Genomic DNA, 23,792 nt, shown 5'->3' with positions numbered 1-23,792 from the left:
TGAAATTTGAGCAACAACATTTGTGCAACGCTATACGACCCCGATGAGGTGTTTATTTGGCGTAGGTTTTGGCGTAGGTTTTTGGCTTAAAAAGCTTGTTTTCATTGGTAGGCGGACTTCTACCATTAAACTACACCCGCGAGGCATGAATTATAGGGGGCAAGGCATGCCCCCTATATTTGCATGCTTTTTATGCCTCTAGCCCTTATAAATATTGGGCTAGTAGCTATAAAAATAAGTTCGCCAGGCGGGTTACTTCAGAATGTCGCCCATGCAGATGTATTTGATTTCCACATAGTCATCCATGCCGTGGTGCGAGCCTTCGCGGCCCAAGCCGGATTGTTTGACACCGCCAAATGGCACGTGTTCTGTGGCCAGAATGCCTACGTTGACGCCCACCATGCCGTACTCCAGCGCCTCCGATACGCGCCAGATGCGGCCAACGTCGCGGCTGTAGAAGTAGCTGGCCAGGCCGAATTCAGTGTTGTTGGCGGCAAAGATGGCCTCAGCTTCAGTTTCAAACTTGAACACTGGTGCAAATGGCCCAAAGGTTTCTTCGGTGGCGCACATCATGTCTGCCGTGGCATCAGCCACCACCGTGGGCTCGAAAAATTGACCGGCCAGGCGCTTGCCACCGACCAGCAAACGGGCGCCTTTGGCCACCGCATCCTGCACATGGCGCTCAACTTTTTGTAACGCAGCCTCTTCAATCAGCGGGCCTTGGTTGACACCCTCGTCAAAGCCGTTGCCGACCTTGGCGGTTTTGACCTTGGCGGCAAATTTGGTGACGAATTCGTCATACACACCGGCTTGCACGTAGAAGCGGTTGGAACACACGCAGGTTTGGCCGGCGTTGCGGTATTTGCTGGCAAAAGCGCCTTCCACGGCGCTGTCGATGTCGGCATCGTCAAACACGATGAAGGGTGCGTTGCCACCGAGTTCCAGCGACATTTTCTTGACGGTGGGTGCTGATTGGGCCATCAAGATGCGGCCGACTTCGGTGGAGCCGGTGAAGCTGATGTGGCGCACGATGTCGCTGGCGCAGATGACCTTGCCGACAGCAATCGAGTTGTCGGCGTCTGCTGTGATCATGTTCAGCACACCCGCCGGGATGCCAGCACGGATGGCCAGCTCAGCTGCGGCCAGTGCCGTCAGGGGTGTTAATTCAGCGGGTTTGATGACCACGGTGCAACCAGCGGCCAGCGCTGGCGCGACCTTGCGGGTGATCATGGCAATCGGGAAGTTCCATGGCGTGATGGCGGCGCACACGCCGATGGGCTGACGCAACACCAGCAGGCGGCGGTTGTTGTCAAACTGGGGCAGGGTTTCGCCGTTGACGCGTTTGGCTTCTTCGGCAAACCACTCGACAAAACTGGCACCGTAAGCGACTTCGCCTTTGGCTTCTGCCAGTGGTTTGCCTTGTTCGGCGGTCATGATGCGGCCAAGATCGTCTTGGTTCGCCATCAGCAAATCAAACCATTTGCGCAAGATGATGCTGCGCTCTTTGGCGGTTTTGCTGCGCCAGGCGGGCCAGGCAGCGTTGGCGGCGGCAATGGCTGCTTCAGCGTCTGCCGGGCCAAGGTTGGCCACGTCGGCCAGATGGGCGCCGGTGGCCGGGTCGGTGACGGCAAAACGACTGCCGCCAGACACCCATTGACCGTTGATCAACGCATCGGTTTTGAGCAGGGTGGGGTCATTGAGCAGGGAAAGCGGTGAAACTGAAGCAGTCATGAAAACTCCTGTAAATTTATAATAAATAGGGCTCTAGCCATTGATGTATAAGCGAAAGTAGCTATTTTAAATATAGCAATTAAGGGTGTGACCATCAGCGTCTGCCGACACCGGGCAACACGCACAACATTTCAAACAACAGATTGGCCCCCAGCAGTGCGGTGTTGCCGCTCAAATCATACGGGGGTGACACCTCCACCAGGTCGCAGCCGACAAGGTTGAGCCCATGGCAGCCGCGAATGATTTCCAACGCCTGCGGCACGCTCAAGCCGCCAATCTCAGGGGTGCCGGTGCCGCCAGCGTAAGCCGGGTCGATGCCGTCGATGTCAAAGCTCAGGTAACACGGTGTGTTGCCAATTTGCGCCCTGATTTTTGCCATCAGCGGGGCCAGGGACTGGTACCAGACTTCGTGCGCCAGCACCAGGGTAAAGCCCTGTTGGCGGGGCCAGTCAAAGTCGTCCGAGGCGTAGCCACTGCCACGCAGGCCAATCTGGAACACATTTTTGCAATCCAGCAGGTTTTCTTCTACCGCCCGGCGAAACGGTGTGCCGTGGGCAATGCGCTCGCCGAACATGTCGTCATTCACGTCGGCATGCGCATCCACGTGCACCAATGCAACCGGCCCATGTTTGGCAGCCACGGCGCGCAGGATCGGCAGGGCGATGGTGTGGTCGCCACCAAGTGTCAAAGGGGTGCAACCAGCGTCCAACACGGTTCGGTAGAAGTCCGTGATGATGGGCAGGGACTTTTCAAGCGAGTAGGTGTTGATGGGCACATCACCTAGGTCAGCCACTTGCAGGGTGTCAAAAGGAGCCGCCCCGGTGGCCATGTTGTAGGGTCGGATCAACGACGATTGCGAGCGGATTTCGCGCGGGCCAAAGCGGGCGCCAGGGCGGTGGCTGGTGCCGATGTCCAGCGGAATGCCAATGAAGGCGGCGTTTAGCCCCGCTGGCGTATTGGTCACGGGCAGACGCAGCATGCTGGCAATGCCGCCAAAACGGGGCATGGCGTTGCCAGACAGGGGTTGGTTTTTAATTGACATCAGGAATTTAACAGCAAGGGGCTAGGGGATGCGGACGCCGGGGAGTCGGCGTGATGCAGACGAAACACGCCGACCACTTCAGTCAGTCGAACGGCTTGCGCCCGCAGGCTGTCGGCTGCGGCGCTGCTTTGCTCGACCAGGGCGGCGTTTTGCAAGGTCACCTGGTCGATTCGGCCAACGGCAGCGCTGACATCGCTGATGCCCTGGTACTGTTGGGTCGTGGCGTTGTGGATGTCGCGGATCAAGGCACTTACATGCTGCACCTGCGTGACGATGGCCTGAATTGACACGCCGGCATCATCGACCTGGCGCGCCCCGACCTCCACTTTTTCCACGTTGGCACAGATCAGTTTCCTGATTTCCTTGGCTGCATCCGCAGAGCGGTGTGCCAGGGAGCGCACCTCGCTGGCGACCACGGCAAAACCGCGCCCCTGCTCGCCAGCCCGAGCCGCTTCTACGGCTGCGTTGAGTGCCAGGATATTGGTCTGGAAGGCGATGCTGTCAATGACGCTGGTGATATCGCTGATGGTTTTGGACGAGGCCGCAATGCCCTGCATGGTGGTGACGACCTGTGCCACGGCGTGCCCACCCGCCACTGCGGTGGTGGAGGCGCTGGCGGCCAGACGGTTGGCCTCTTCGGCGGTGTTGGCGTTGTGTTTGACGGTGTTCGTGAGCTGCGCCAGGGCGTTCACGGTCTGTTGCAGGTCGCTGGCTTGTTCCTCCGTGCGGTGGCTCAAGTCCAGATTGCCGGTAGCGATTTCGGCGGAGCCGGTGGCAATGTTGTCACTGCTCTGACGCACTTCGCCCACCAGAGCGGCCAGCCGCTCCTGCATGGTGGCCATGGCGGCCATGACGCTGCCGTGGTCCCCTGCGCGGGTTTGCACCCGTTGGGTCAAGTCGCCTTCGGCAATGGCCAAGGCCATGCGTGCGACATCCGTCGGTTCGCCACCCATTTGATGGGCGATGGAGCGCACTACCATCACGGCAGCAGCCACGCCCACGGCCAGTGCCACGGCGCAGGCGATGGCCAGCAAAGACAAGGACAAACGGTAGGTGGCGTTTCCTTTTTCTGTCAGTTGGGAAGCCACACCGGATTTGAATTCCCACTCCTTGTCGATGGCTCCCATGGTGGCCTTGAACAGGCGCTCGGTTTTGCCGGTGAACAGCCGACGGGCTTCTTCGACCTTGTCAGGGTCGGTCAGGGACTCGCGTGCGATAGTTTTGAGCTTGTCCCAGTTCGCCATGGCCAGCTGGGTGCTTTCGGTCACGGTTGTCCAAAGTTCACGGTCTTGGTCATTGACCAGCAGCTTCTCGTGCCCGACCAGTGCCTGATTGAGTTGGGTGTAGGCCTGGTCAATGCTGCCTTCCAGTGAGCCCATTTCGTCGGCCGACACGGTCATCAGGTGCTGGGCTTGCAGCATTCGGATGGCAGCCACTTTTTCTTGCCAGAACTTCACTGCCTCCAGTGACGGGGTGGTGGTGGACGTGTAGTAATCCAGGGCATCATGGGTCACGGTAATTTGACGTGCTGCCATGACCGCCATGCCCATGAGCAGCACCAGCAGCAAGCCAAACCCCAAAGCCAGGCGTGTGCCCAGCTTCATTTTTTCCAGGTTGTTCACGAGTTGCATCTTTCTTGCACGGTGGCGCGTTTGTCTCTAACGCCTTCTGCCGCGCAGCCACTCCAGCGCCAGCATCAGCGAGGTGGTGAAGATGATCAGCAGGGTGGCCACGGCGGCAATGGTCGGGTTGATGTTTTCGCGAATGCCGGTGAACATCTGGCGCGGCAGGGTCACCTGGTCTGGCCCGGCAATGAACAGCGTCACCACCACCTCGTCAAACGACGTGGCAAAAGCAAACAGCGCACCCGAGATCACGCCCGGCGCAATGATCGGCAAGGTAACGCGGAAAAACGTGGTCAGGTGGCCCGCACCCAGGCTTAAAGACGCGCGGATCAGGTTCTCGTTAAAACTCTGCAGCGTGGCCAGCACGGTGGTCAGCACAAAGGGCGCACCCAAGGCCGCGTGCACCAGAATCAGACCCAAATAGGTGTCGTTGAGGCCAATTTTGGCGAAGAACAAATAGGTGCTCACCCCCACCACCACAATCGGCACCACCATGGGTGCGATCAACAGGCTCATCAGCAAGCCTTTGCCCCAAAAATTGATGCGTGCCAAGCCAACGGCGGCCATGGTGCCCAAAATGGTGGCCAGTATGGTGGCCAAAGGTGCCACGATGAAGCTGTTGCGGGTGGCGCGGCTCCAGGCCTCGGAGGTGAACAGGTTCTCATACCACTGCAGTGACCAGCCGGGCATGGGGTAGGCCAGGAAGGAGCTGCTTGAGAACGACAGCGGAATGATGGCCAGAATTGGCAGCAGCAAAAACAACAGCACCAACACGCCGACACCGCGCAGCAGATACCAGCCGATTTTGTCGGGCAGGGTGGCGTAGGCGGGAAACATGGGACGGGCAGGTAGTGACATGTGGTTTATCCCAGGCTCAGTTCAGACTTGACCGTGCGGCGGTACACCGCGTACAGCACCAGCGTGGCACTTAGCAGCACGGCACCCAGCGCGCAGGCCATGCCCCAGTTGACGGTGACATTGGTGTACTGGGCAATGTAGTAGCTCAGCATCTGGTCATCAGGCCCGCCCAGCAGGGCAGGGGTCACGTAGTACCCAATGCTCAGGATGAACACCAGCAGGCCACCCGCACCCATACCCGGAAAGGTTTGCGGCATGTAGACCCTGAAAAACGCCGCCAGAGGTGAGCTGCCCAGCGATACGGCAGCGCGCAAGTAAGTGGGGGGCACAGATTTCATCACGCTGTACAGCGGCAAGATCATGAACGGCAGCAAGATGTGCACCATCGCAATGATGACCCCGACCCGGTTGAAGAGCAGCGGCAGTGGCTCGTTGATCAGGCCCAGGTCCAGAAAAAATCGGTTGATCACGCCATTGGTTTGCAACAGAACAATCCACGCCGCAGAGCGCACCAGCACCGAGGTCCAGAACGGCACAAGCACCAGAATCATCAAGATGTTCGCCTGGCGCGGTGTCAGGGTTGACAGCCAATAGGCCAGCGGGTAACCCAGCAGCAGGCAAAAGAAGGTCACCACGGCGCTGACACTGAAGGTGCGCATCAGTATTTTGAAAAAAGCCGCAGACTCAGGGTCGACATTGACAATGTTGCCTTGAATGTCGCGTTTCAGGTCGACCGAGGCCAGCAGGTAGTCGGGTGTCCAGCGCGAGCCATTTTTGGCGATGGCGCGCCAGTACCCCAACTCACTCCAACGGGGGTCCACTTCGAGCATGTGGGCCTTGACTTGCGCGGGGGTCATTCCTGCTTCGAATGGCAGGGCGCGGAAAGTCCCCATGACCAGTGACCGGGCGCCGCTGATCTCGCTGTTGAGGCGGCGTGCCAGTCCACCTGCATCGGACTGCTCGGCAATGTTGGTGAAGTCGTTGGCCAGCGCCGCATAGGCCTCATCTGGCGGGTTGGAGGTGCGGTCCCATTTGTCCAGCACCTTCACGGTTTGTGCGAGCGTGCTGGCCACTTCGGGGTTTTCGATGGCGCGTATCAGCAGCGCGCCAATCGGCACGATGAAAGTGGCCAGTAAAAAAATCAGCAGTGGCAGTGTCAGAGAGATGGCAAAGGCTTTTTTGCGTCGCTGCGAGCGCCGCAACTGTGCCGCCAGGTTGCCAGGAATTGTGGTCATCGCGACAGTCATTGCCATCTCTCCTGTGTCAACTTACTGTGCCGCCCAGGCGGTGAAACGCTTCTCCAGCGCCTCGCCCTGGTCAGCCCAGAAAGTCACGTTGAACTGCAACGCGGTTTTGGCGTTGGCAGGTGCGGTGGGCAGTCCGGACAGCACTTTGGCATCCAACTTGGCCAGCGCCTTGGTGTTGGTCGGGCCGTAGGCGATGTTTTTGGCGTACTCAGCCTGCGCGTCTGCGCTGCTGGCCATGGCAATGAACTTCAGTGCGGCTTCCTTGTTGGGTGTGCCTTTTGGCATGACCCAGTAGTCCAGGTCATAAATGCCACCGGTCCAGGTGATCTTCAGGTTTTTACCTTCGCGTTGAGCGGCGTCAATGCGGCCGTTGTAAGCGGTGGTCATGACCACGTCGCCTGCCACCAGGAACTGGGGCGGTTGCGCACCGGCTTCCCACCACTGGATGTTGGCCTTGAGTTCGCTCAGCTTCTTGAACGCACGGTCAGCACCATCTTTGGTTTTCAGTACCTTGTACACATCGGCCACTGGCACGCCGTCGGCCATCAAGGCAAATTCGACGTTGTAACGGGCACCCTTGCGCATGGCGCGTTTGCCGGGGAATTTTTTCACGTCCCAGAAATCGGCCCAGGTGGTGGGGGCGGTTTTGAGCTTGTCGCCGTCGTACGCCATCACAGTGGACCAGACAAAGGTGCCGATGCCGCACTCGTGAATGGCTGCAGGGGTGAAGTCAGCCTTTTTGCCGATCTTGCTGTAATCCAATTTTTCGAACAGGCCTTCGTCACAGCCGCGTGCCACGTCGGGGGATTCGACTTCAACCACGTCCCAATTGACTTTCTTGGCTTCGACCATGGCCTTGATTTTGGCCTGCTCGCCGTTGTATTCCACACCCAGCACTTTGGTGCCGGTGGCCTTTTCGAATGGGGCAAAGTAAGCGATTTTTTGGGCGTTGCCGTTGGCACCGCCAAAATTGACCACGGTCAATTGGGTTTCGGCTTGGACCGACAGGGTAAACAGTGCAGCACAGGCCGCAACCAGGGGGGTAAGTTTCATCGACAGGCTCCTTCTTTTTGGGGGTAAAACAGAACTAAAAAAATGCACACGGGTCAGGCATAGACCCGCAAATGCTCGGGGGGCAAAACCAGCCAAATGGCGTCACCGGCGTGCGGCAGGTTGGGGCTGGAAAGCGAAATTTTGACAGTGGCCGGGGCTTGTTTGTCCACCTGGCAGCGCATGCGCAAGTGGTCGCCGTAATAAATCACGTCGTTCACCTGGGCGCGCAGGCTGTTGGCGGGCGCGGGCTCTGTGCCGGGGCTGATCAGGGCTCGCTCGGGGCGAATGCAGGCCTGCACCGGGTAATTCAACGGCGCACCATTGATGTCTTGCGCCTGCAATTCAGTACCACAGGGCAGGCGCACCTTGCAAATGCCACCGGCGCCGCGCTCTGTGGTGGTGATTTGCGCGTCCAACACGGTGTTGTCACCGACAAAGCTGGCCACAAAGCGGTTCACCGGTGTCTCATACAGCGTGGTGACGCTGTCAATCTGTTGGATCAGTCCGTCATTGAATACCGCTACCCGGTCTGACATGGTCAGCGCTTCAGACTGGTCATGGGTCACATAGACAAAGGTCAGGCCGAGTTTGCGGTGCAGCTCTTTCAGCTCAATCTGCATGTGTTCGCGCAACTGCTTGTCCAGTGCGCCCAAGGGTTCGTCCATCAGCACCAGCTGCGGGTTGAACACCAGTGCACGCGCCAAGGCCACGCGCTGCTGTTGTCCGCCCGAGAGTTGGCCCGGGTAACGGTCGCCCTTGTCAGCCAGGTGAACCATGTCGAGTGCGCGCTTGACCTTGTCTTCACGCTCCGATTTGCCCATGTTGCGCACCGTGAGCGGGTAAGCCACGTTGTCGGCAATGGACATGTGCGGAAACAGCGCATAGTTCTGGAACACCATGCCAAAGTTGCGCTTGTGCGGCGGTGTTTTGGTGATGGACTTGCCCGCCAGGAGAATTTCACCCGAGGTAGGCGACTCAAATCCGGCCAGCATCATCAGCGTGGTGGTTTTGCCTGAGCCTGAAGGCCCGAGCAGCGACAGGAATTCGCCGCTCTGGATCTCCAGGTTCAGGTCACGCACCACCAGGGTGCTGCCGTCATAGGTCTTTTGGACGCCGGTAAAGCGAACGAGGGGGTCAGACAAAGCCATTATTTGCTATTCTTTCAAAAGCACTTGATGCCCGTGGGGTATGGGATACAAGCTGTTTTAACTACGCAAATACCGTGCCAATCAGGCCACCGCAGCCAAGCAGGCTTCGATGATGTCCAGACCCTCGTTTACGATCGCATCGCTGGCCGTCAGGGGTACCAGAATGCGCACCACGTTGCCGTAAGTGCCGCAAGTGAGCAAGATCAGGCCGCGCTTGGTGGCCTCAGACGCCAGGGCCTTGGCCAGCTCTGCACTGGGTTGGTGCGGGTCACCGTTTTTGCACAACTCAATGGCCACCATGGCACCCAAACCGCGCACGTCGCAAATGCGTGGGTCTTTGGCGGCCATGGTTTTGAGCCTGGCGACCATGTGAGCGCCCAGTGTGCGGCTGCGTTCCAGCAGGTTTTCTTTCTCAAACACATCCAGCACGGCCAGTGCCGCGGCGCAGGCAATCGGGCTGCCGGCGTACGTGCCGCCCAGACCACCGGCAGCGGGGGCGTCCATCACCTCGGCGCGGCCCACCACGCCTGAAATCGGGTAACCACCGGCCATCGACTTGGCCATGGTGATCATGTCGGGGGCCACGCCGCTTTGCTCGATGGCAAACCAGGTGCCGGTGCGGCCAGCGCCGGTTTGGATTTCATCAGCAATCATCAAAATGCCGTGCTGGTCGCACAGGGCACGCAGGCGCTGCAAAAATTCGGTGGGGGCCACATTGAAGCCACCTTCGCCTTGCACGGGCTCGATGATGATGGCGGCCACGCGGCTGGCTTCGATGTCGTTCTTGAAGATCAGTTCAATCGAGGCCATGGCGTCGTCCACGCTCACGCCGTGTGCGGCATTGGGAAACTGGGCGTGGTAAATCTCGTTCGGGAAGGGTCCAAAACCCAATTTGTAAGGGGCTACTTTGCCGGTCAAACCCAGGGTCAGCAGGGTGCGGCCATGGTAACCACTGGTAAACGCAATGATGCCACTGCGTTTGGTGTGTGAGCGGGCAATCTTGATGGCGTTCTCAACCGCTTCAGCGCCGGTCGTCAAAAACAGGGTTTTCTTGGCAAAGTTGCCCGGTGCCAAAGCGTTGATGCGCTCGGCCAGTTCCACATAAGACTCGTACGCCAGCACCTGGAAGCAGGTGTGCGTGAAGTTGTCAATCTGGTCCTTGACAGCTTGCATGATCTCGGGGCGGCAGTGGCCGGTGTTGAGCACGGCAATGCCACCAGCGAAGTCGATGTAACGCTTGCCTTCCACGTCCCACACTTCGGCGTTTTCACCGCGGGCAATGAACACTTCGTGGCTTTGGCCGACACCACGGGGAATGGCCGCAGCTCGGCGGGCCATCAGGGCGGCGTTGGTTTTTTGGGTCTTGGTAAGCATGGGTTTCACTCCTGAACAGGGGGTTGGTGTGGGTAAAGTGGTTTGACTGTAGTGGTGATGTGGCCGTGCGACCATATACAGTTGGGTCTTTTTTGAGACGTACTGTGTAGCCTTGGGCACCAGTACACAGAAACCCTGATTCATCCATGTTCACGCTCAATCCGCAAAGTTCTACGCCGCTGGTGCTGCAGATCGTGGCCGGTTTTCGTACTGCCATTGAAGCGGGCGAGTTGCGCCCAGGCTCCAAGGCACCGTCGATTCGCCAGTTTGCCCATGCCCACAACGTGAGTGTGTTCACCGTGGTGGATGCCTATGACCGGCTGGTGGCCCAAGGCTACTTTGCCTCGCGCCCGCACTCTGGCTTTTTTGTCAAGCAGCGGCCCACGTCTGTCACCGAGCTGCCTGGCCACGGACCCAACTTCAGTTTTGATTCGATGTGGTACCTGCGTCGCATCTTCGAGAATCGCGCTCTTCGCATGAAACCTGGTTGTGGCTGGCTGCCAGGGGATTGGTTGTTTCAGGACGGTATGCGTCGGGGCTTGCGCAGCCTGGCTGCCGACGATGTCGATTTAAGTGGCTACGGTGAACCCAAAGGCTATTTGCCGCTGCGCAAGCTGGTGCGTGAAATGTTGGCCGAGCAAGAAATTGCTGTCACTGCCGAGCAGGTGCTGCTAACGCAGGGCTCCAGCCAGGCCATGGATTTGGTCGCGCGCCGCCTGGTGCGCCCGGGCGATGCGGTGCTGGTGGACGACCCTGGCTACCCCAACCTGTTGTTTTCCTTGCGGTTTTTGGGAGCACGCCTGATCGGTGTGCAGCGCACGCCAGCGGGTTATGACCTGGCAGAGCTTGAGCGGCTGGTGATCGAAGAAAAGCCCAAGGTATTCTTTACCCAGCCACGCCTGCAAAGCCCCACTGGCTCCATTGCCCAACTGGCACACCTGCACCGAGTCATGCAGCTGGCCGATAAGTACGATTTTTTGGTGGTTGAAAACGACATTTATGCCGACCTGGACCCGGAGCCGCGGCCATCGCTTGCCAGTTTGGACCAGCTCAACCGGGTGATTTACATCAGCAGTTTCTCCAAGACGATCTCGCCCAACATCCGCGTTGGCTACTTGGCTGCCAACCCGGATTTGCTGGAAGACCTGGCGCAGCTCAAGATGATTTCGGGCTTGACCTCAAGTGAGTTCAGCGAGCGCCTGGCCTATGAAGCCCAGACCGATGGACGTTGCCGCAAACATGTGAAGGGCTTGCGTGAGCGGCTTGCCAAGGCCCATGTGTCAGCCGCCTCGGAGTTGCTCAAGGTGGGTTTCGAGATTTTTTGCGAACCCAAAGCCGGTATCTTTTTGTGGGCCAGGCACCCGTCGCTGGCCGATTCGGCCGAACTGGCCTACAAAGCCGCCGAACAAGACATCTTGCTGGGTCCCGGCCATTTGTTCAGCCCCGATTTGCAGACCAGCCCGTGGCTGCGTTTTAACGTCATCTTTTGTGACGAACCGGCCATCTTTGCCTTCCTGGATGCCCAGTGCAAAACGCCTTGATCACCTAAAATCGCTCCTTTTGACTCCCCGCACACCATGAACCCAACCGCTGCCCCGGTGACTGTCGCCGACATTCGCAAGACTTTCCTCGACTTCTTTGCCTCCAAAGGCCACACCGTGGTTCCATCGAGCCCGCTGGTGCCCGGCAACGACCCCACGCTGATGTTCACCAATTCGGGCATGGTGCAGTTCAAGGACGTGTTTTTGGGCACCGACAAACGCAGCTACGTCAGAGCGGCGTCCGTTCAAGCCTGCCTGCGTGCTGGTGGCAAACACAATGACCTGGAAAACGTCGGCTACACCGCGCGCCACCACACCTTTTTTGAGATGTTGGGCAACTGGAGCTTTGGTGACTACTTCAAGCGCGAATCCTTGAAGTGGGCCTGGGAACTGCTAACGGTGGTCTACAAGCTGCCCGCCGACCGCTTGCTGGCCACGGTCTACCAGGAGGACGACGAAGCCTATGACATCTGGACCAAAGAAATTGGCCTGCCACCTGAGCGTGTGATTCGCATTGGTGACAACAAGGGTGGGCGTTATAAGTCAGACAACTTCTGGATGATGGCCGACACTGGCCCGTGTGGCCCGTGCAGCGAGATTTTTTACGACCACGGTGACCACATTCCCGGCGGCCCACCTGGCAGCCCCGATGAAGACGGCGACCGCTTCATTGAAATCTGGAACAACGTGTTCATGCAGTTCAACATGGACGAAACCGGCGCTGTCACGCCGCTGCCCGCGCCCTGTGTGGACACTGGCATGGGGCTGGAGCGCCTGGCCGCCATCCTGCAACATGTGCACAGCAACTACGAAATAGACATTTTTGCCGCGCTGATCAAGGCCGCCGCCCGTGAAACCCACACGGCTGACCTGGGCAACAACTCGCTCAAGGTGATTGCCGACCACATCCGTGCCACCGCATTTTTGGTGAGCGACGGCGTGCTGCCGGGCAATGAAGGCCGAGGCTACGTGCAGCGCCGCATCATTCGCCGTGCCATCCGCCACGGCTACAAGCTGGGTCAGAAAACACCGTTTTTCCACAAAATGGTGCCTGATCTGGTGGCCGTCATGGGTGACGCTTACCCCAGCATGGCCGCACAGGCCGCGCGCATCATGGACGTGCTGCGGGTTGAGGAAGAGCGCTTTTACGAAACGCTTGAAGTTGGCATGCAGATTCTGGATGAGGCTCTTGCCGATGACGTCAAGGTGTTGCCTGGTGACGTGGCCTTCAAGCTGCACGACACCTATGGTTTCCCGCTGGATCTGTCGGCCGATGTGTGCCGTGAACGTGGCTTAACGGTGGATGAGGCAGGTTTTGCCGCCGCCATGGAACGACAAAAATCCCAAGGCCGCGCTGCGGGCAAGTTCAAACAGGGCAAGGCGCTGGAGTACACCGGCGCGGGCAATGAATTTGTCGGCTACGAGCATTTGACCGCGGTGACACAAATCAAAGCCATTTACCTCGACGGCACCAGCGTGGCCGAGCTGAAAGTGGGCCAAAACGGGGTGCTGGTATTGGCCACCACGCCGTTTTATGGCGAAAGCGGTGGTCAGGTGGGTGATGCAGGCGCGATTTTTTGCGAGTCGGCCCTGTTTGATGTGGCAGACACGCAAAAAATCAAGGCTGATGTGTTCGGCCACCACGGCACCCTGAAAACCGGCACGCTGGGTGTGGGTGACAGCGTCACGGCGCACGTCAATTCCAGCTTGCGCGCGGCCACCCAGCGCAACCACTCGGTCACGCACTTGATGCACAAGGCCTTGCGCGAAGTGCTGGGCAGCCATGTGCAGCAGAAAGGCAGTTTGGTGAACCCGGAGCGCACGCGTTTTGACTTTGCCCACAACGCCCCGGTAACCGATGCCGAGATTCGTGAAATTGAAGCCCGGGTAAACCATGAAATCTTGGCCAATGCCGCTACTGCAGCGCGTGTCATGGACATCGAATCCGCCCAGAAAACCGGCGCGATGATGCTGTTTGGCGAGAAATACGGCGAATCAGTGCGTGTGCTTGACATCGGTAGCAGCCGCGAACTGTGTGGCGGCACCCATGTGCGACACACTGGTGAGATTGGTTTGTTCAAGGTGGTGGGCGAGAGTGGCGTAGCGTCAGGCGTGCGCCGCATTGAGGCCGTCACGGGCGACCACGCGCTGGCCTACTTGCAGCATCTGGAAGACACGGTCGGCCAGACTGCCAGTATGCTCAAAGCCCCAGTTGCGGAGGTGAACGACCGCTTGATGTCGGTGCTGGACCACGTTAAGACCTTGGAAAAAGAGTTAACCGCGCTCAAGGGCAAGCTGGCCAGCGCCCAGGGCGATGAACTGGTGACGCAGGCGCAAGACATCAACGGTGTCAAGCTGCTGGTGGCTAGGCTCGAAGGCGCAGACGTAAAAACCTTGCGCGACACCATGGACAAGCTCAAGGACAAGCTGAAAACCGCCGTGATCGTGCTCGGTGTGGTCGACGGCGCCAAGGTGCAAATTGCGGTGGGCGTAACGGCTGACACCACGGCCAAGGTCAAGGCCGGTGAGCTGGTCAACTTTGTCGCTGGCCAAGTGGGTGGCAAGGGCGGCGGCAAGGCGGACATGGCCATGGCCGGCGGTACCGAGCCAGCCAAGCTCGACGCAGCTTTGGCCAGTGTGCAAGCTTGGGTACTGCCAAAGCTCTAGTCCATGCCTTTGCTTGCTATTAAATATATAGCTTCTTGCGCAATATATACAAGGGCTAGAGGTTGATTTGAATCATAATTTATTGCTGCACTGGTGGCGCATGTTGGTTTGCGCGCTGGTAGCCCTGGTAGCTTCAAACGCAATGGCGCAGGGCTACCAAGTGATCACCTGGCCAGCGGCGCAGCGGGCGCCTGAATTTGCCGTGAGCGACATGTCTGGCCACGTCTGGCACTTGCGCGACCTCAAGGGCCGGGCGGTGCTGATCAACTTTTGGGCCAGCTGGTGTGAACCTTGTCTGAATGAAATGCCGTCCCTGCAAACCGTGGCCGAGCTTTACGGGCCAGAGAAACTGGTGGTGCTGGCGGTGAACTTCAAGCAATCGCGGCCGACGATTGACAATTTTGTGAAAAAAACGGCGCTGCAGTTGCCAGTACTGCCTGATCCTCAAGGTTTGGTGGCACGCCAGTGGGGCGTCAAAGCGTTCCCGACGACCGTGCTGGTGGCCGCCGATGGCAAGGTGCGTGCCGTGGTGCAGGGTGAGGTGGACTGGACCGGTCAGCCGGCCAGCCGTTTGCTTCAGGCCCTTTTTTAGGTGCACCCTGATGCGGCAACTGCTGCTTTACCGTCTTGATCCGCGTGAGAAATTTTTGGCCATTGCGCTATATCAGGGCAAAATTTTCCTGGTGTTTTAGACTCCTATCCTTTTGACAGCTCCCCACTTCCAAGGCGAAACATGAGTGCTTTTTTGAATGAAACCGTTTTAAGCGTCCACCACTGGACCGATCGGCTTTTCAGTTTTACTACCACGCGTGACGAAACCCTGCGGTTTTCCAACGGCCACTTCACCATGATCGGCCTGCGCGACGCGAACGGCAAGCCACTGTTGCGGGCCTACAGCATCGTCAGTGCCAATTACGAAAACCACCTGGAGTTTCTGAGTATCAAGGTGCAAGACGGCCCACTCACCTCCAGGCTGCAGCACATCAAGGTGGGCGACCAGATTGTGGTGGGCAAAAAACCCACCGGCACACTTTTGATTGACTACCTGCTGCCCGGCAAAAACCTTTACCTGTTTGGCACCGGTACCGGCCTGGCACCGTTTTTGAGCATCGTGCGTGACCCTGATACCTATGAAAAGTTTGAAAAAGTGATTCTGGTACACGGTGTGCGCGAGGTGGCTGAACTGGCCTACCACGACTACCTCATGCATGAGCTGCCTGAGCACGAATTTTTGGGTGAAATGGTCACCAAGCAAATGCTGTACTACCCCACGGTGACCCGGGAACCTTTCCGAAACCAGGGTCGGGTGACCGACCTGATTGAGTCGGGGAAAATGCAGGCCGATCTGGGCATGCCCAAGTTTGACCCGGCCACTGACCGCGCCATGATGTGTGGTAGCCCGGCGCTGCTGAAAGACTTGAAAGCCATTCTGGAAAAGCGCGGCTTCATGGAGGGCAACACCACCAAGCAAGGTGACTTCGTGGTTGAACGCGCGTTTGTTGAGCAATAAACATGACCTATCACCTCTACGCCATCGGCAACGCGCTGGTTGACTCCGAATACGAAGTATCTGACGCCCAACTGCAGGTTGCGGGCGTTGAGAAGCGCCACATGACCCTGATTGATGCCGAGCGCCGCACAGAGCTGCTCAAGCACGTGCAGGCTGCAAAATCACACCGCACCGGCGGCGGCTCAGCAGGCAATACGGTGGTGGCCCTGGCTCAATTGGGTGGCAAGGCGTTTTACTCATGCCGTGTGGCTGACGATGAGTTAGGCGACTTCTACACCAAAGACCTGCTGTCGCATGGCGTGGCAACCAACCTCACGCACACCAAGCCGCCACAGGGCCAAACCGGCAGCTGCATGGTGATGGTGACACCTGATGCCGAGCGCAGCATGAGCACGTTTTTGGGGGCCACGGCCGACATCGACGAGGCCGCGCTGCATCCGCAGACAATTGTCAAATCGCGGATTTATTACATGGAAGGCTATCTGGCCGCGTCGCCCACTGGCCTGGCTGCCGCCGTTAAAGGGCGTGAGATTGCAAAGTCGGCCGGCGTCAAACTGGCCACCACGCTCAGCGACATGAGCATGATCAACTTTTGCCGCCCTGGGCTGGACGCCATGGTGGGTGATGACCTGGATTTTTTGTTTTGCAATGAGGAAGAGGCCCAGGTCTGGTGTGGCACGCAAGACCTGGCGCAAATGTGCCAGCAGCTGGGTGCGCAGGCCAAAATGGTCTGCCTGACACGCAGCGCCAAGGGTTGCCTGGTGCTGGAAGATGGCAAGGTCACCGAAGTGGCTGCCGCCAAGGTCACCGCCATTGACACCAATGGCGCGGGCGACATGTTTGCCGGGGCCTTTTTGTATGCCATTACGCACGGCCACAGCCACCACCACGCAGCCTGGTTGGCTAACCAGGCTGCCGGCCGCGTGGTGTCGCAATACGGCAACCGGCTCAGCCAAGAGATGATGGACTCGTTGAAGGGTGACTTCACCCGGCACGTGACAGCGTAAGACAGTTGCCGACGTCAAAACGTCGTGGTCACATCGGGCACAGTCGGGTGTGACCGCCACAAGATGAGGCGCGCCCTGCATACAGCGCACTGGCATTGGCCACGATAATCGAGCCTCTCTCGCCAGCACTGAGGTATCTTTACCTACCTTCGGCTGGTTTTTTTTGCACCATACCGGAGTTCTCTGAATGACCACCGTTCATGATTTGGCACGTCGCCAATTTATACAAAAATCGACTCTAGCCCTTGCAGCATCTGCGCTGCCAGCTATTAATTTTGCCCAATCTACTGGGCCAGAGCGGCAATTTTCGCCTCAGCCTGGCCAATGGCGCACGTTTGATGTCACCACCCGCGTTGACATCGCCAAGCCGCAAGGCAGCACCAAGGTCTGGTTACCCGTTCCTAGCGTCAACACCGACTGGCAGCAGTCACAGACCAGCAACTTCAGCAGCAACGGCAAGGCCTTGTTGACCGCTGACAGCGAGGGCGGTGCTCGCATGTTGTATGTCGAATTTGACGCTGGCGTGGCGCAACCCTATGTGGAACTCACCAGCCGTATCCAAACCCAAAGCCGTGCTGTGAACTGGTCGCAAAAGCAAGACGTGGCCGAAGACGCCGCCACCTTGCGGGCTCGCTTGGCGGCCACCACCTTGCTACCGACCGATGGCCTCGTGCGCCAAACCGCCCAACAAGCCATCAAGGGTGCGCACACCGATGTCGAAAAAGCTCAGCAAATTTACGACTGGATCGTGACCAATACTTACCGCGAACCCAAAACGCGCGGCTGCGGTGAGGGCGACATCAAATCCATGCTGGAAACTGGCAACCTGGGTGGCAAGTGCGCCGATCTGAATGCCTTGTTTGTGGGCCTGTGTCGCTCGGTAGGTTTGCCTGCGCGTGATGTTTATGGCCTTCGCGTGGCACCCAGCGGCTTTGGGTACAGAGAGTTGGGTGGCAACTCGGCCAAGCTGCAAGGCGCGCAGCATTGTCGTGCCGAGGTTTATTTGAAAGACCATGGCTGGGTGGCGATGGACCCGGCTGATGTGGCCAAGGTCATGCGTATGGAAACCGCCGAGTGGATCAAGTCGGCCCAGCATCCGCTGGTTGCACCGGTCAACAAGGCGTTGTTTGGTGGCTGGGAAGGCAACTGGATGGCCTTCAACACCGCGCATGATGTCAGCTTGCCTCATTCCAAGGGCGATAAGCTGGGCTTTTTCATGTACCCCGTCGCTGAAACAGCAGCAGGGCGGCTTGACTCGTATTCCCCTGACAGCTTCAAATACCAGATCAGTGCCCAGGAAATCAAGGCCTGATGTTCGCTGAGTCGCAATTGGCGCGCCTGCTTGGCACCGTTGGGGTGACCCGATGGCACAAGTGATGAGGGTTTTCCTCGTTGCTGTTGCTTGCGCTTGTACTAAACTGCGCGCGGCCTCGCCAGGTGTTTGGCTTAAATTAATAATGAATGACTTATTTAATGGGTTATTCACCGGACGCTTGCTGTTTGTCAACCAGGTAGCTGACAATAGCGTTGTTAGGCTAGGCGGTGCTTGGTGCAGCTGCTAATTTTGTTTAATTAACTTGGAAACTACTCTATGACAACACGTCGCGTATTCATTTTGCAATCTGTGGTTGGTACCAGTGCTTTGGCTTCTGGCATGGTGATGGCTGCTGCACCTATGGTGGATGAGGCTGACGGCGCCGCCAAGGGTCTGGGTTATGTGGCTGACACCACCAAGGCTGATGCCAAGAAGTACCCCAAGCACGCTGCTGCTCAAATGTGCAGCAACTGTGCCCTGTTCCAAGGCAAGGCTGGCGATGCCGCCGGTGGCTGCCCGCTGTTCGCTGGCAAACAAGTGACAGCCAAGGGCTGGTGCAGCGCTTACGCCAAGAAGGCTTAAACCTTCAACTGGGCTCGCCCGGTTCACTCAAAACCCACCCTTGCGGTGGGTTTTGTTTTTTGGCCTTGCGCCACATGGCGATGGTAAATTTTGGATAATCAGGGGATGAATCCAACTATCAATGCCGACGCGGCCGAACTCGCCAAATTTTCAGACCTGGCCCACCGCTGGTGGGACGCCGACGGTGAATTTCGCCCCCTGCACCAAATCAACCCCTTGCGCCTTGCCTGGATGAGCAGCCTGTGCTCACTTCAGGGTAAAACTGTTTTGGACGTCGGCTGTGGTGGCGGCATTTTGACTGACTCTCTGGCCCGATCAGGTGCAAAGGCCACGGGCATTGACTTGTCAACCAAAGTGCTACGAATTGCCCAACTGCATGCGCTCGACGCCCAAACCGAAAATGTGACCTACCGCGAAATCAGCGCAGAGGCCATGGCCCTTGAACAGCCTGCTGGTTTTGATGTCGTGACCTGCATGGAAATGCTGGAACACGTGCCAGACCCGGCATCTGTGGTGCAGGCATGCGCCACCTTGGTCAAACCCGGCGGTTGGGTGTTTTTTTCCACGTTGAACCGCAATCCGATGTCGTTTTTGCAGGCCATTGTGGGCGCCGAATATGTGCTGAACATGCTGCCGCGTGGCACACATGAATATGCCAAGATGATTCGCCCCAGCGAATTGGCCGGCTTTTGTCGCGCGGCTGACCTCAACGTCACGCATTCGCGTGGCTTGTCATTTAACCCGCTCACACAGCGCTATTGGCTCAATGACAACACCAGTGTCAATTACCTGCTGGCGACTCAAAAGCCAATGGGTTCGCAACTGTGATCGGCGGCAATTCGCGGTTCGCCAATGTGCAGGCCGTGCTGTTTGACTTGGATGGCACACTGATTGACAGCGCGCCTGATTTGGGGATGGCCGCTGACGCCATGCGTGTGGCGCGTGGTCTGCCATCGCTACCAGTTGTTCAGTACCGCCCCATGGCCGGGGCCGGTGCGCGGGGCATGCTGGGAGTGGCATTTGGTATGGCGCCTGAGCACCCCGAGTTCAACACCATGCGCGAAGAGTTTTTTACCAACTACGAGCGCTGCATGACGCAGAACACGCACATTTTTGACGGTGTGCCTGAGCTACTACAGTCGCTCACAGCCCGCGGCCTGCTTTGGGGCGTGGTCACCAACAAGTCAGAGCGGTTTTCGTTGCCCTTAACCAAATCCATGCCCATGTTCGACACCGCTGCTGCCATTGTAAGCGGCGACACCACTCCGCATGCCAAACCACACCCGGCGCCTTTGCTGGAAGCAGCACGCCAGATTGGCGTGGATGCCGCCCGCTGCGTCTATGTGGGCGACGATGAGCGCGACATTGTGGCGGGTTTGGCCGCTGGTATGGCGACTGTCGCAGTCACTTACGGTTACCTTGGCGCGCAGGCCGATACAACCCAATGGGGTGCCCACGCCACAATTAATTGTGTGAATGAGCTCTTGCCGCTCTTGCAATTTTCAGACTAAGCCTAAAATACGAGTCTTGGGGCTGCACTGGTTTCGACGTGGATTCGGACGCGCAGCAGGGCATGTCGAGCTGAATGCGCTCGTAAAACTGATTCAAAAAAACTAACTGCAAACGACGAACGTTTCGCACTCGCTGCTTAATTGCACGTGAGCCTCACAACAGTCAGCCGATCGGCTGGGCAAGGGTAGTCAAATCGCAAGGTTCGACGATCCAGGCTGTGGGGTAATTTAATTCGGCTGGGGTCTCTTTGGGTAACTTAGGGAGATTCGAGAAAATAGGTTGCTGGCGATTTGCATAGCGTGCCACTGCGCGATGTGAAAAGCGAGATCCAAATCAGACGGCTACACATGTAGAACTGTTCGAAGAAGGTTTGCGGACGGGGGTTCAAATCCCCCCAGCTCCACCATACATAGAAAGCCCAACTGTTTTCAGTTGGGCTTTTCTTTTGGAAAATCCTCAATGGTGACGCGCACTTACGGCGTTTGCCTCTTGAGTTTTTCGCTATTAAATTTGAGTGTTCCTGGGCGTTTTTGGCCCAAATTGCCCCGTTTTTTCTCTCTGTTCTCAGCGACCCTCTTGAGTTTTCAAGAGGCTACTTCCAATGAAATCAAGGACTTACGCGGGGGTAGTTTGTAAGTTGAAATTGGTGGGCGGTAGCGACAGAGAATAGAGAATGCGTGAAATATGGGCGTTTCGCCACCACGTCCACAGGATATTGATGTGCTTCGCAACGCCCTGTGCTCAAGAATGTTGTTGATCGAACCGATATGGATGACAGCCACAAAAGGAGTCCGCCATGGATATTTCCCCTGCCGCGCTGGTCAATGCAGCGACACAAATGCAGCAAAGCCAAGTTGCCCAAACGGCCCAGGTTTTGGTTTTGAAGAAGGCCATGGACATACAGGCTACCGGCGCGCTGGCGCTGCTACAGGCCCTGCCGTTGGCCACGAGTGGCAATTTGGGCACGCAGGTCAACGCGATGGCTTAGAGCGTTGACCGGTCAGCAGCGGGAATGGGTATTAGGCACTCTAATTCTGTTGAGAAAATCATTCGATCCGGTGCTGCTCTCGACGTTACTTTGGTCACATGTACCATTGCATCATGGACCCAAGAGTAGCAAATCTCAAAAACGTAACTGATTGCGAATCTTTTGCTGTCAATGCCCGCGAACGCGGAGCTCCTGATCTTGCTGATCAGGCTCGCAAGCGAGGTATTCAAATCCGTGCCGAAGTCTATGGAGCTACTAGTGCGGTCGAGCGTGAATGTCTCTCTGCCGTTTATGCCTACGAGGAAGTGCTCTCTGCCAAAAAGGGGAAACGGCAACCAGCATCCCGAACTTGGCAAATGATCAAGCGACTCGGCATTGTTCCGGCCGTTGAGCGCGTGGTCACGAAGCGGGAGGTCTCGACAGGCTTTACTGCATTGGCGGAGATGGGGCTAATGGAGTTCGCATTCGAGGCTGTGATTCTTCGGTATCCAGGAAGTTTCTCATCCGAAGCGACCGCCATATCCCGAGATCGGCTGGATGCGAAATGACTGCTAGCAGGTTTGTCGATTGGGACCTCAAAGCTGAGACGATGTCGTGCTTTTCAGCAAACCCGAGTGCGCCGACGTGGATCACTCACGGCCAAAATTAGCTGACCAAGGCGCATCGTGAAATCAAAAATCGTCGCATCAGAGTTGATGTTCGAGTCTTTGAATCGGCACGACATCCACCTTTCACTTCTGGTCGCCGACACTGGTTTATGGGTCAATGCCGAATTTCACAACCGTCTCGTGCGCGATACTGGGTCAGCGGCCATGTTCCCAAAGGTGCGCCGAGCCCGAATCGGCCAAGGCGAGCGCCGAGGGCAGATCGTAGACGGCGTGCGGTTCGACGACAACAGTTACGCTAATGTTGCTATAAAGCGTGCGACTGGCCTTGGAAAGTCCGCTGAAGGGTTCGAGGCCTGCCACATTTGGCCTCTCACGTGTTACGACGAGCGCTATCACACAGCAGTCGCAAACATAGTCTTATTGCCTCGTGCATTGGCCGGGCTTTCCGACCACGCCATCGAGATACAGACTGCGCTCCAGTATCGGGCGTTTGAACTGTACCGTTGGTATCCAAAAGATATGCAGCAGCCCGTAAAACCTGAGTTCTATCCCTCAAACTGGCGGGAGCCACAGCCTGACTCCGCCAATGTCAGGATTCCTTCCTCTGTCTCTTCGTCCTTACAACCGACCAGTGACGAATTGTCACGAGAGAAGCGACGTGAACTCACAGATCGTATTGTCGATTGGTCTCGCAGCCCCAACTTGAACGTACACAAAATTATCGCGTTGGTTGTGCAATCGCTCAACGGGATCAACCGCAACGATTTGGTCAAGCAAGTCGCTGACTTCACCCAATCAAAGAGTCCATACGGTGCGGTAGCAAGCCTGCTTACGGACAGTGGCAATGCTTATGGACGCGTTTTCGAGGAGTCTGAAGGTGTCATTAGCATTCATCCTGAGGTCAAGAAGCTCATTCATGCACATTCTTGGTATGTCCGCGAATCATCGGACATGAAACGATTGGTGGTTTGAGCATGATGCCGCACGTTAAATAAATTTGTACTCATGGCAGAAACTCAACCATTCAAGCTGCTTGCAATAGTCGCTGTCGATCCATCACACCGCGTTCGCTGTCAGCAGCCCCATTGCGGGCATAGCGTCTACGCAAGAATTCACGTTGTGGAAGAAGCCGGCCAACTGATTGTGCTGGGCTCTGACTGTTTTGCAAAACGGTATGGTGTAGCTCATGCAACCGATTTTCACGGCCATGGTTCTGGTGGAGGGCGTGTGCTGACAGAGGCAGAGCGTGAAATGCTTGTCAACAACACTAAGGCGCTATTGGCCCAATTTGAAGCTGAGCGACAAAGGGAACTTGCGCTGGCAGAAGTCACGCGCCAACGAGAACGGGAGATGGCCGAAGCCAAATTAGTCGCTTTGCGTCAGCTGCTCGCGGCAAGACAGGAGCGATTTGAGCCATCCCAAATCCTGAGTCGAGGCCCACAACAACAGCCATTGGTCGAGCCAGAGCCGCCGCCATTGGAAGTGATTCCATTGCCAAAGTGGGCTAGCCTAAAAAAACCCAATTCCTCATTTTTCGCATATGGCATGAGCGATAGTCAATGCTGGGTACTCATGCAGTCGGCCAGCCATGCGGGATGCTTTATTGCACCGGCACCAATACCTTTTGATTCTTGGGATGAAGCGCTGCCTCCCAGCCTTGGGAAGGTGGACGTGGATCGCGAAGTTTATATAAGCGACAGCAACATTAGCGCCCTGGTTGGTTGGTTTGCATCGCGGTGTACAGCTGGCAGCCGCATCGATAGTGATGCGGTAGCGATTCAGAATTTTGCGATGGGAATGCAAAAACCAAATGACACTTAACGGCTTGGCGTGACTCAAGCTCAACGACAGGTTAATCTGAAGTTCCTCCCGATTTTCTCCCCAAATTCCCTGAATTTCACCGCATTTCCCCAATGAAGGCCGTCTGATGACGGTCTTTTTTTGGCTTCATAATGTAGTCACTAAATATGCTTGCATTTTTGGA

General features: G+C 57.3%; 21 protein-coding genes and 1 other RNA gene. 14 read left to right on the top strand and 8 right to left on the bottom strand.

All coding sequences use genetic code 11. The annotated features are described in order from the left end of the window. Nucleotides 1-252: 252 nt before the first annotated feature. The 8 genes from PHQ58_RS21080 to gabT form a co-directional block, all read right to left on the bottom strand. Nucleotides 253-1,731 carry an NAD-dependent succinate-semialdehyde dehydrogenase gene (locus PHQ58_RS21080; RefSeq protein WP_300115335.1) on the bottom strand — a complete coding sequence of 493 codons (1,479 nt, stop codon included), beginning with the start codon at nucleotides 1,729-1,731 and terminating at the stop codon, nucleotides 253-255. 94 nt (nucleotides 1,732-1,825) lie between these two features. After that, nucleotides 1,826-2,773: an agmatinase gene (speB, locus tag PHQ58_RS21075; RefSeq protein ID WP_300115334.1), complete on the bottom strand. Its 948-nt coding sequence runs from the start codon at nucleotides 2,771-2,773 to the stop codon at nucleotides 1,826-1,828. Further along, on the bottom strand, nucleotides 2,773-4,395 hold the full coding sequence (locus PHQ58_RS21070) for a methyl-accepting chemotaxis protein (RefSeq protein ID WP_300115332.1): 1,623 nt from the start codon (nucleotides 4,393-4,395) through the stop codon (nucleotides 2,773-2,775). The genes speB and PHQ58_RS21070 overlap by 1 nt, the downstream gene beginning before the upstream one ends. Nucleotides 4,396-4,431: 36 nt before the next feature. Next, nucleotides 4,432-5,256 (bottom strand): ABC transporter permease, encoded by an 825-nt coding sequence (locus PHQ58_RS21065; protein ID WP_300115330.1) that lies wholly within the window; start codon nucleotides 5,254-5,256, stop codon nucleotides 4,432-4,434. 5 nt (nucleotides 5,257-5,261) lie between these two features. Then, nucleotides 5,262-6,491 (bottom strand): ABC transporter permease, encoded by a 1,230-nt coding sequence (locus PHQ58_RS21060; protein WP_300115328.1) that lies wholly within the window; start codon nucleotides 6,489-6,491, stop codon nucleotides 5,262-5,264. Between the two features lie 33 nt (nucleotides 6,492-6,524). Further along, a complete protein-coding gene (locus PHQ58_RS21055; RefSeq protein WP_300115327.1) occupies nucleotides 6,525-7,556 on the bottom strand; it encodes an ABC transporter substrate-binding protein in 1,032 nt (343 codons plus the stop codon). Between the two features lie 53 nt (nucleotides 7,557-7,609). Continuing rightward, nucleotides 7,610-8,704 (bottom strand): ABC transporter ATP-binding protein, encoded by a 1,095-nt coding sequence (locus PHQ58_RS21050; protein ID WP_300115326.1) that lies wholly within the window; start codon nucleotides 8,702-8,704, stop codon nucleotides 7,610-7,612. 81 nt (nucleotides 8,705-8,785) lie between these two features. After that, nucleotides 8,786-10,078 (bottom strand): 4-aminobutyrate--2-oxoglutarate transaminase, encoded by a 1,293-nt coding sequence (gabT, locus tag PHQ58_RS21045; protein ID WP_300115324.1) that lies wholly within the window; start codon nucleotides 10,076-10,078, stop codon nucleotides 8,786-8,788. Nucleotides 10,079-10,224: 146 nt separating this feature from the next. On the opposite strand from gabT, the gene PHQ58_RS21040 reads away from it, so the two are divergent. From PHQ58_RS21040 to PHQ58_RS20975, 14 genes are all read left to right on the top strand, one after another. Then, nucleotides 10,225-11,619 (top strand): PLP-dependent aminotransferase family protein, encoded by a 1,395-nt coding sequence (locus tag PHQ58_RS21040; RefSeq protein WP_300115322.1) that lies wholly within the window; start codon nucleotides 10,225-10,227, stop codon nucleotides 11,617-11,619. Between the two features lie 36 nt (nucleotides 11,620-11,655). Then, a complete protein-coding gene (alaS, locus tag PHQ58_RS21035) occupies nucleotides 11,656-14,286 on the top strand; it encodes an alanine--tRNA ligase (protein WP_300115320.1) in 2,631 nt (876 codons plus the stop codon). Between the two features lie 67 nt (nucleotides 14,287-14,353). Next, nucleotides 14,354-14,878 carry a TlpA disulfide reductase family protein gene (locus PHQ58_RS21030; RefSeq protein WP_300115318.1) on the top strand — a complete coding sequence of 175 codons (525 nt, stop codon included), beginning with the start codon at nucleotides 14,354-14,356 and terminating at the stop codon, nucleotides 14,876-14,878. A gap of 141 nt (nucleotides 14,879-15,019) precedes the next feature. Next, nucleotides 15,020-15,796 (top strand): ferredoxin--NADP reductase, encoded by a 777-nt coding sequence (locus PHQ58_RS21025; RefSeq protein ID WP_300115315.1) that lies wholly within the window; start codon nucleotides 15,020-15,022, stop codon nucleotides 15,794-15,796. A gap of 2 nt (nucleotides 15,797-15,798) precedes the next feature. Further along, nucleotides 15,799-16,803 carry an adenosine kinase gene (locus PHQ58_RS21020; protein WP_300115313.1) on the top strand — a complete coding sequence of 335 codons (1,005 nt, stop codon included), beginning with the start codon at nucleotides 15,799-15,801 and terminating at the stop codon, nucleotides 16,801-16,803. Nucleotides 16,804-16,990: 187 nt separating this feature from the next. After that, nucleotides 16,991-18,115: a transglutaminase-like domain-containing protein gene (locus PHQ58_RS21015; protein ID WP_300115310.1), complete on the top strand. Its 1,125-nt coding sequence runs from the start codon at nucleotides 16,991-16,993 to the stop codon at nucleotides 18,113-18,115. A 342-nt stretch (nucleotides 18,116-18,457) separates the two neighbouring features. Beyond that, nucleotides 18,458-18,700 (top strand): high-potential iron-sulfur protein, encoded by a 243-nt coding sequence (locus PHQ58_RS21010; RefSeq protein WP_300115337.1) that lies wholly within the window; start codon nucleotides 18,458-18,460, stop codon nucleotides 18,698-18,700. A 105-nt stretch (nucleotides 18,701-18,805) separates the two neighbouring features. Further along, nucleotides 18,806-19,528 (top strand): bifunctional 2-polyprenyl-6-hydroxyphenol methylase/3-demethylubiquinol 3-O-methyltransferase UbiG, encoded by a 723-nt coding sequence (gene ubiG / locus PHQ58_RS21005; protein ID WP_300115308.1) that lies wholly within the window; start codon nucleotides 18,806-18,808, stop codon nucleotides 19,526-19,528. Beyond that, entirely contained in the window at nucleotides 19,525-20,211 is a 687-nt protein-coding gene (locus PHQ58_RS21000; RefSeq protein WP_300115305.1) for an HAD-IA family hydrolase, read from the top strand. Before ubiG ends, PHQ58_RS21000 begins: the two co-directional genes overlap by 4 nt. Before the next feature lie 18 nt (nucleotides 20,212-20,229). Further along, nucleotides 20,230-20,618, top strand: a transfer-messenger RNA (tmRNA) gene (gene ssrA / locus PHQ58_RS20995). Nucleotides 20,619-21,008: 390 nt separating this feature from the next. Beyond that, complete coding sequence (locus PHQ58_RS20990; RefSeq protein ID WP_300115303.1) at nucleotides 21,009-21,200, top strand: putative motility protein; 192 nt, start codon at nucleotides 21,009-21,011, stop codon at nucleotides 21,198-21,200. 113 nt (nucleotides 21,201-21,313) lie between these two features. Next, on the top strand, nucleotides 21,314-21,748 hold the full coding sequence (locus tag PHQ58_RS20985) for a hypothetical protein (RefSeq protein WP_300115301.1): 435 nt from the start codon (nucleotides 21,314-21,316) through the stop codon (nucleotides 21,746-21,748). 117 nt (nucleotides 21,749-21,865) lie between these two features. Beyond that, nucleotides 21,866-22,780: a hypothetical protein gene (locus tag PHQ58_RS20980; RefSeq protein ID WP_300115298.1), complete on the top strand. Its 915-nt coding sequence runs from the start codon at nucleotides 21,866-21,868 to the stop codon at nucleotides 22,778-22,780. Between the two features lie 33 nt (nucleotides 22,781-22,813). After that, nucleotides 22,814-23,629, top strand: a complete 816-nt coding sequence (locus PHQ58_RS20975) for a hypothetical protein (protein WP_300115296.1) — start codon at nucleotides 22,814-22,816, stop codon at nucleotides 23,627-23,629. Nucleotides 23,630-23,792: the final 163 nt, after the last annotated feature.

It is taken from the genome of Rhodoferax sp., assembly GCF_028688795.1.
Classification (GTDB): domain Bacteria; phylum Pseudomonadota; class Gammaproteobacteria; order Burkholderiales; family Burkholderiaceae_C; genus Rhodoferax.
The sequence above is the reverse complement of the archived record's forward strand: the minus strand, read 5'-3'. Positions and strand labels throughout refer to the sequence as shown.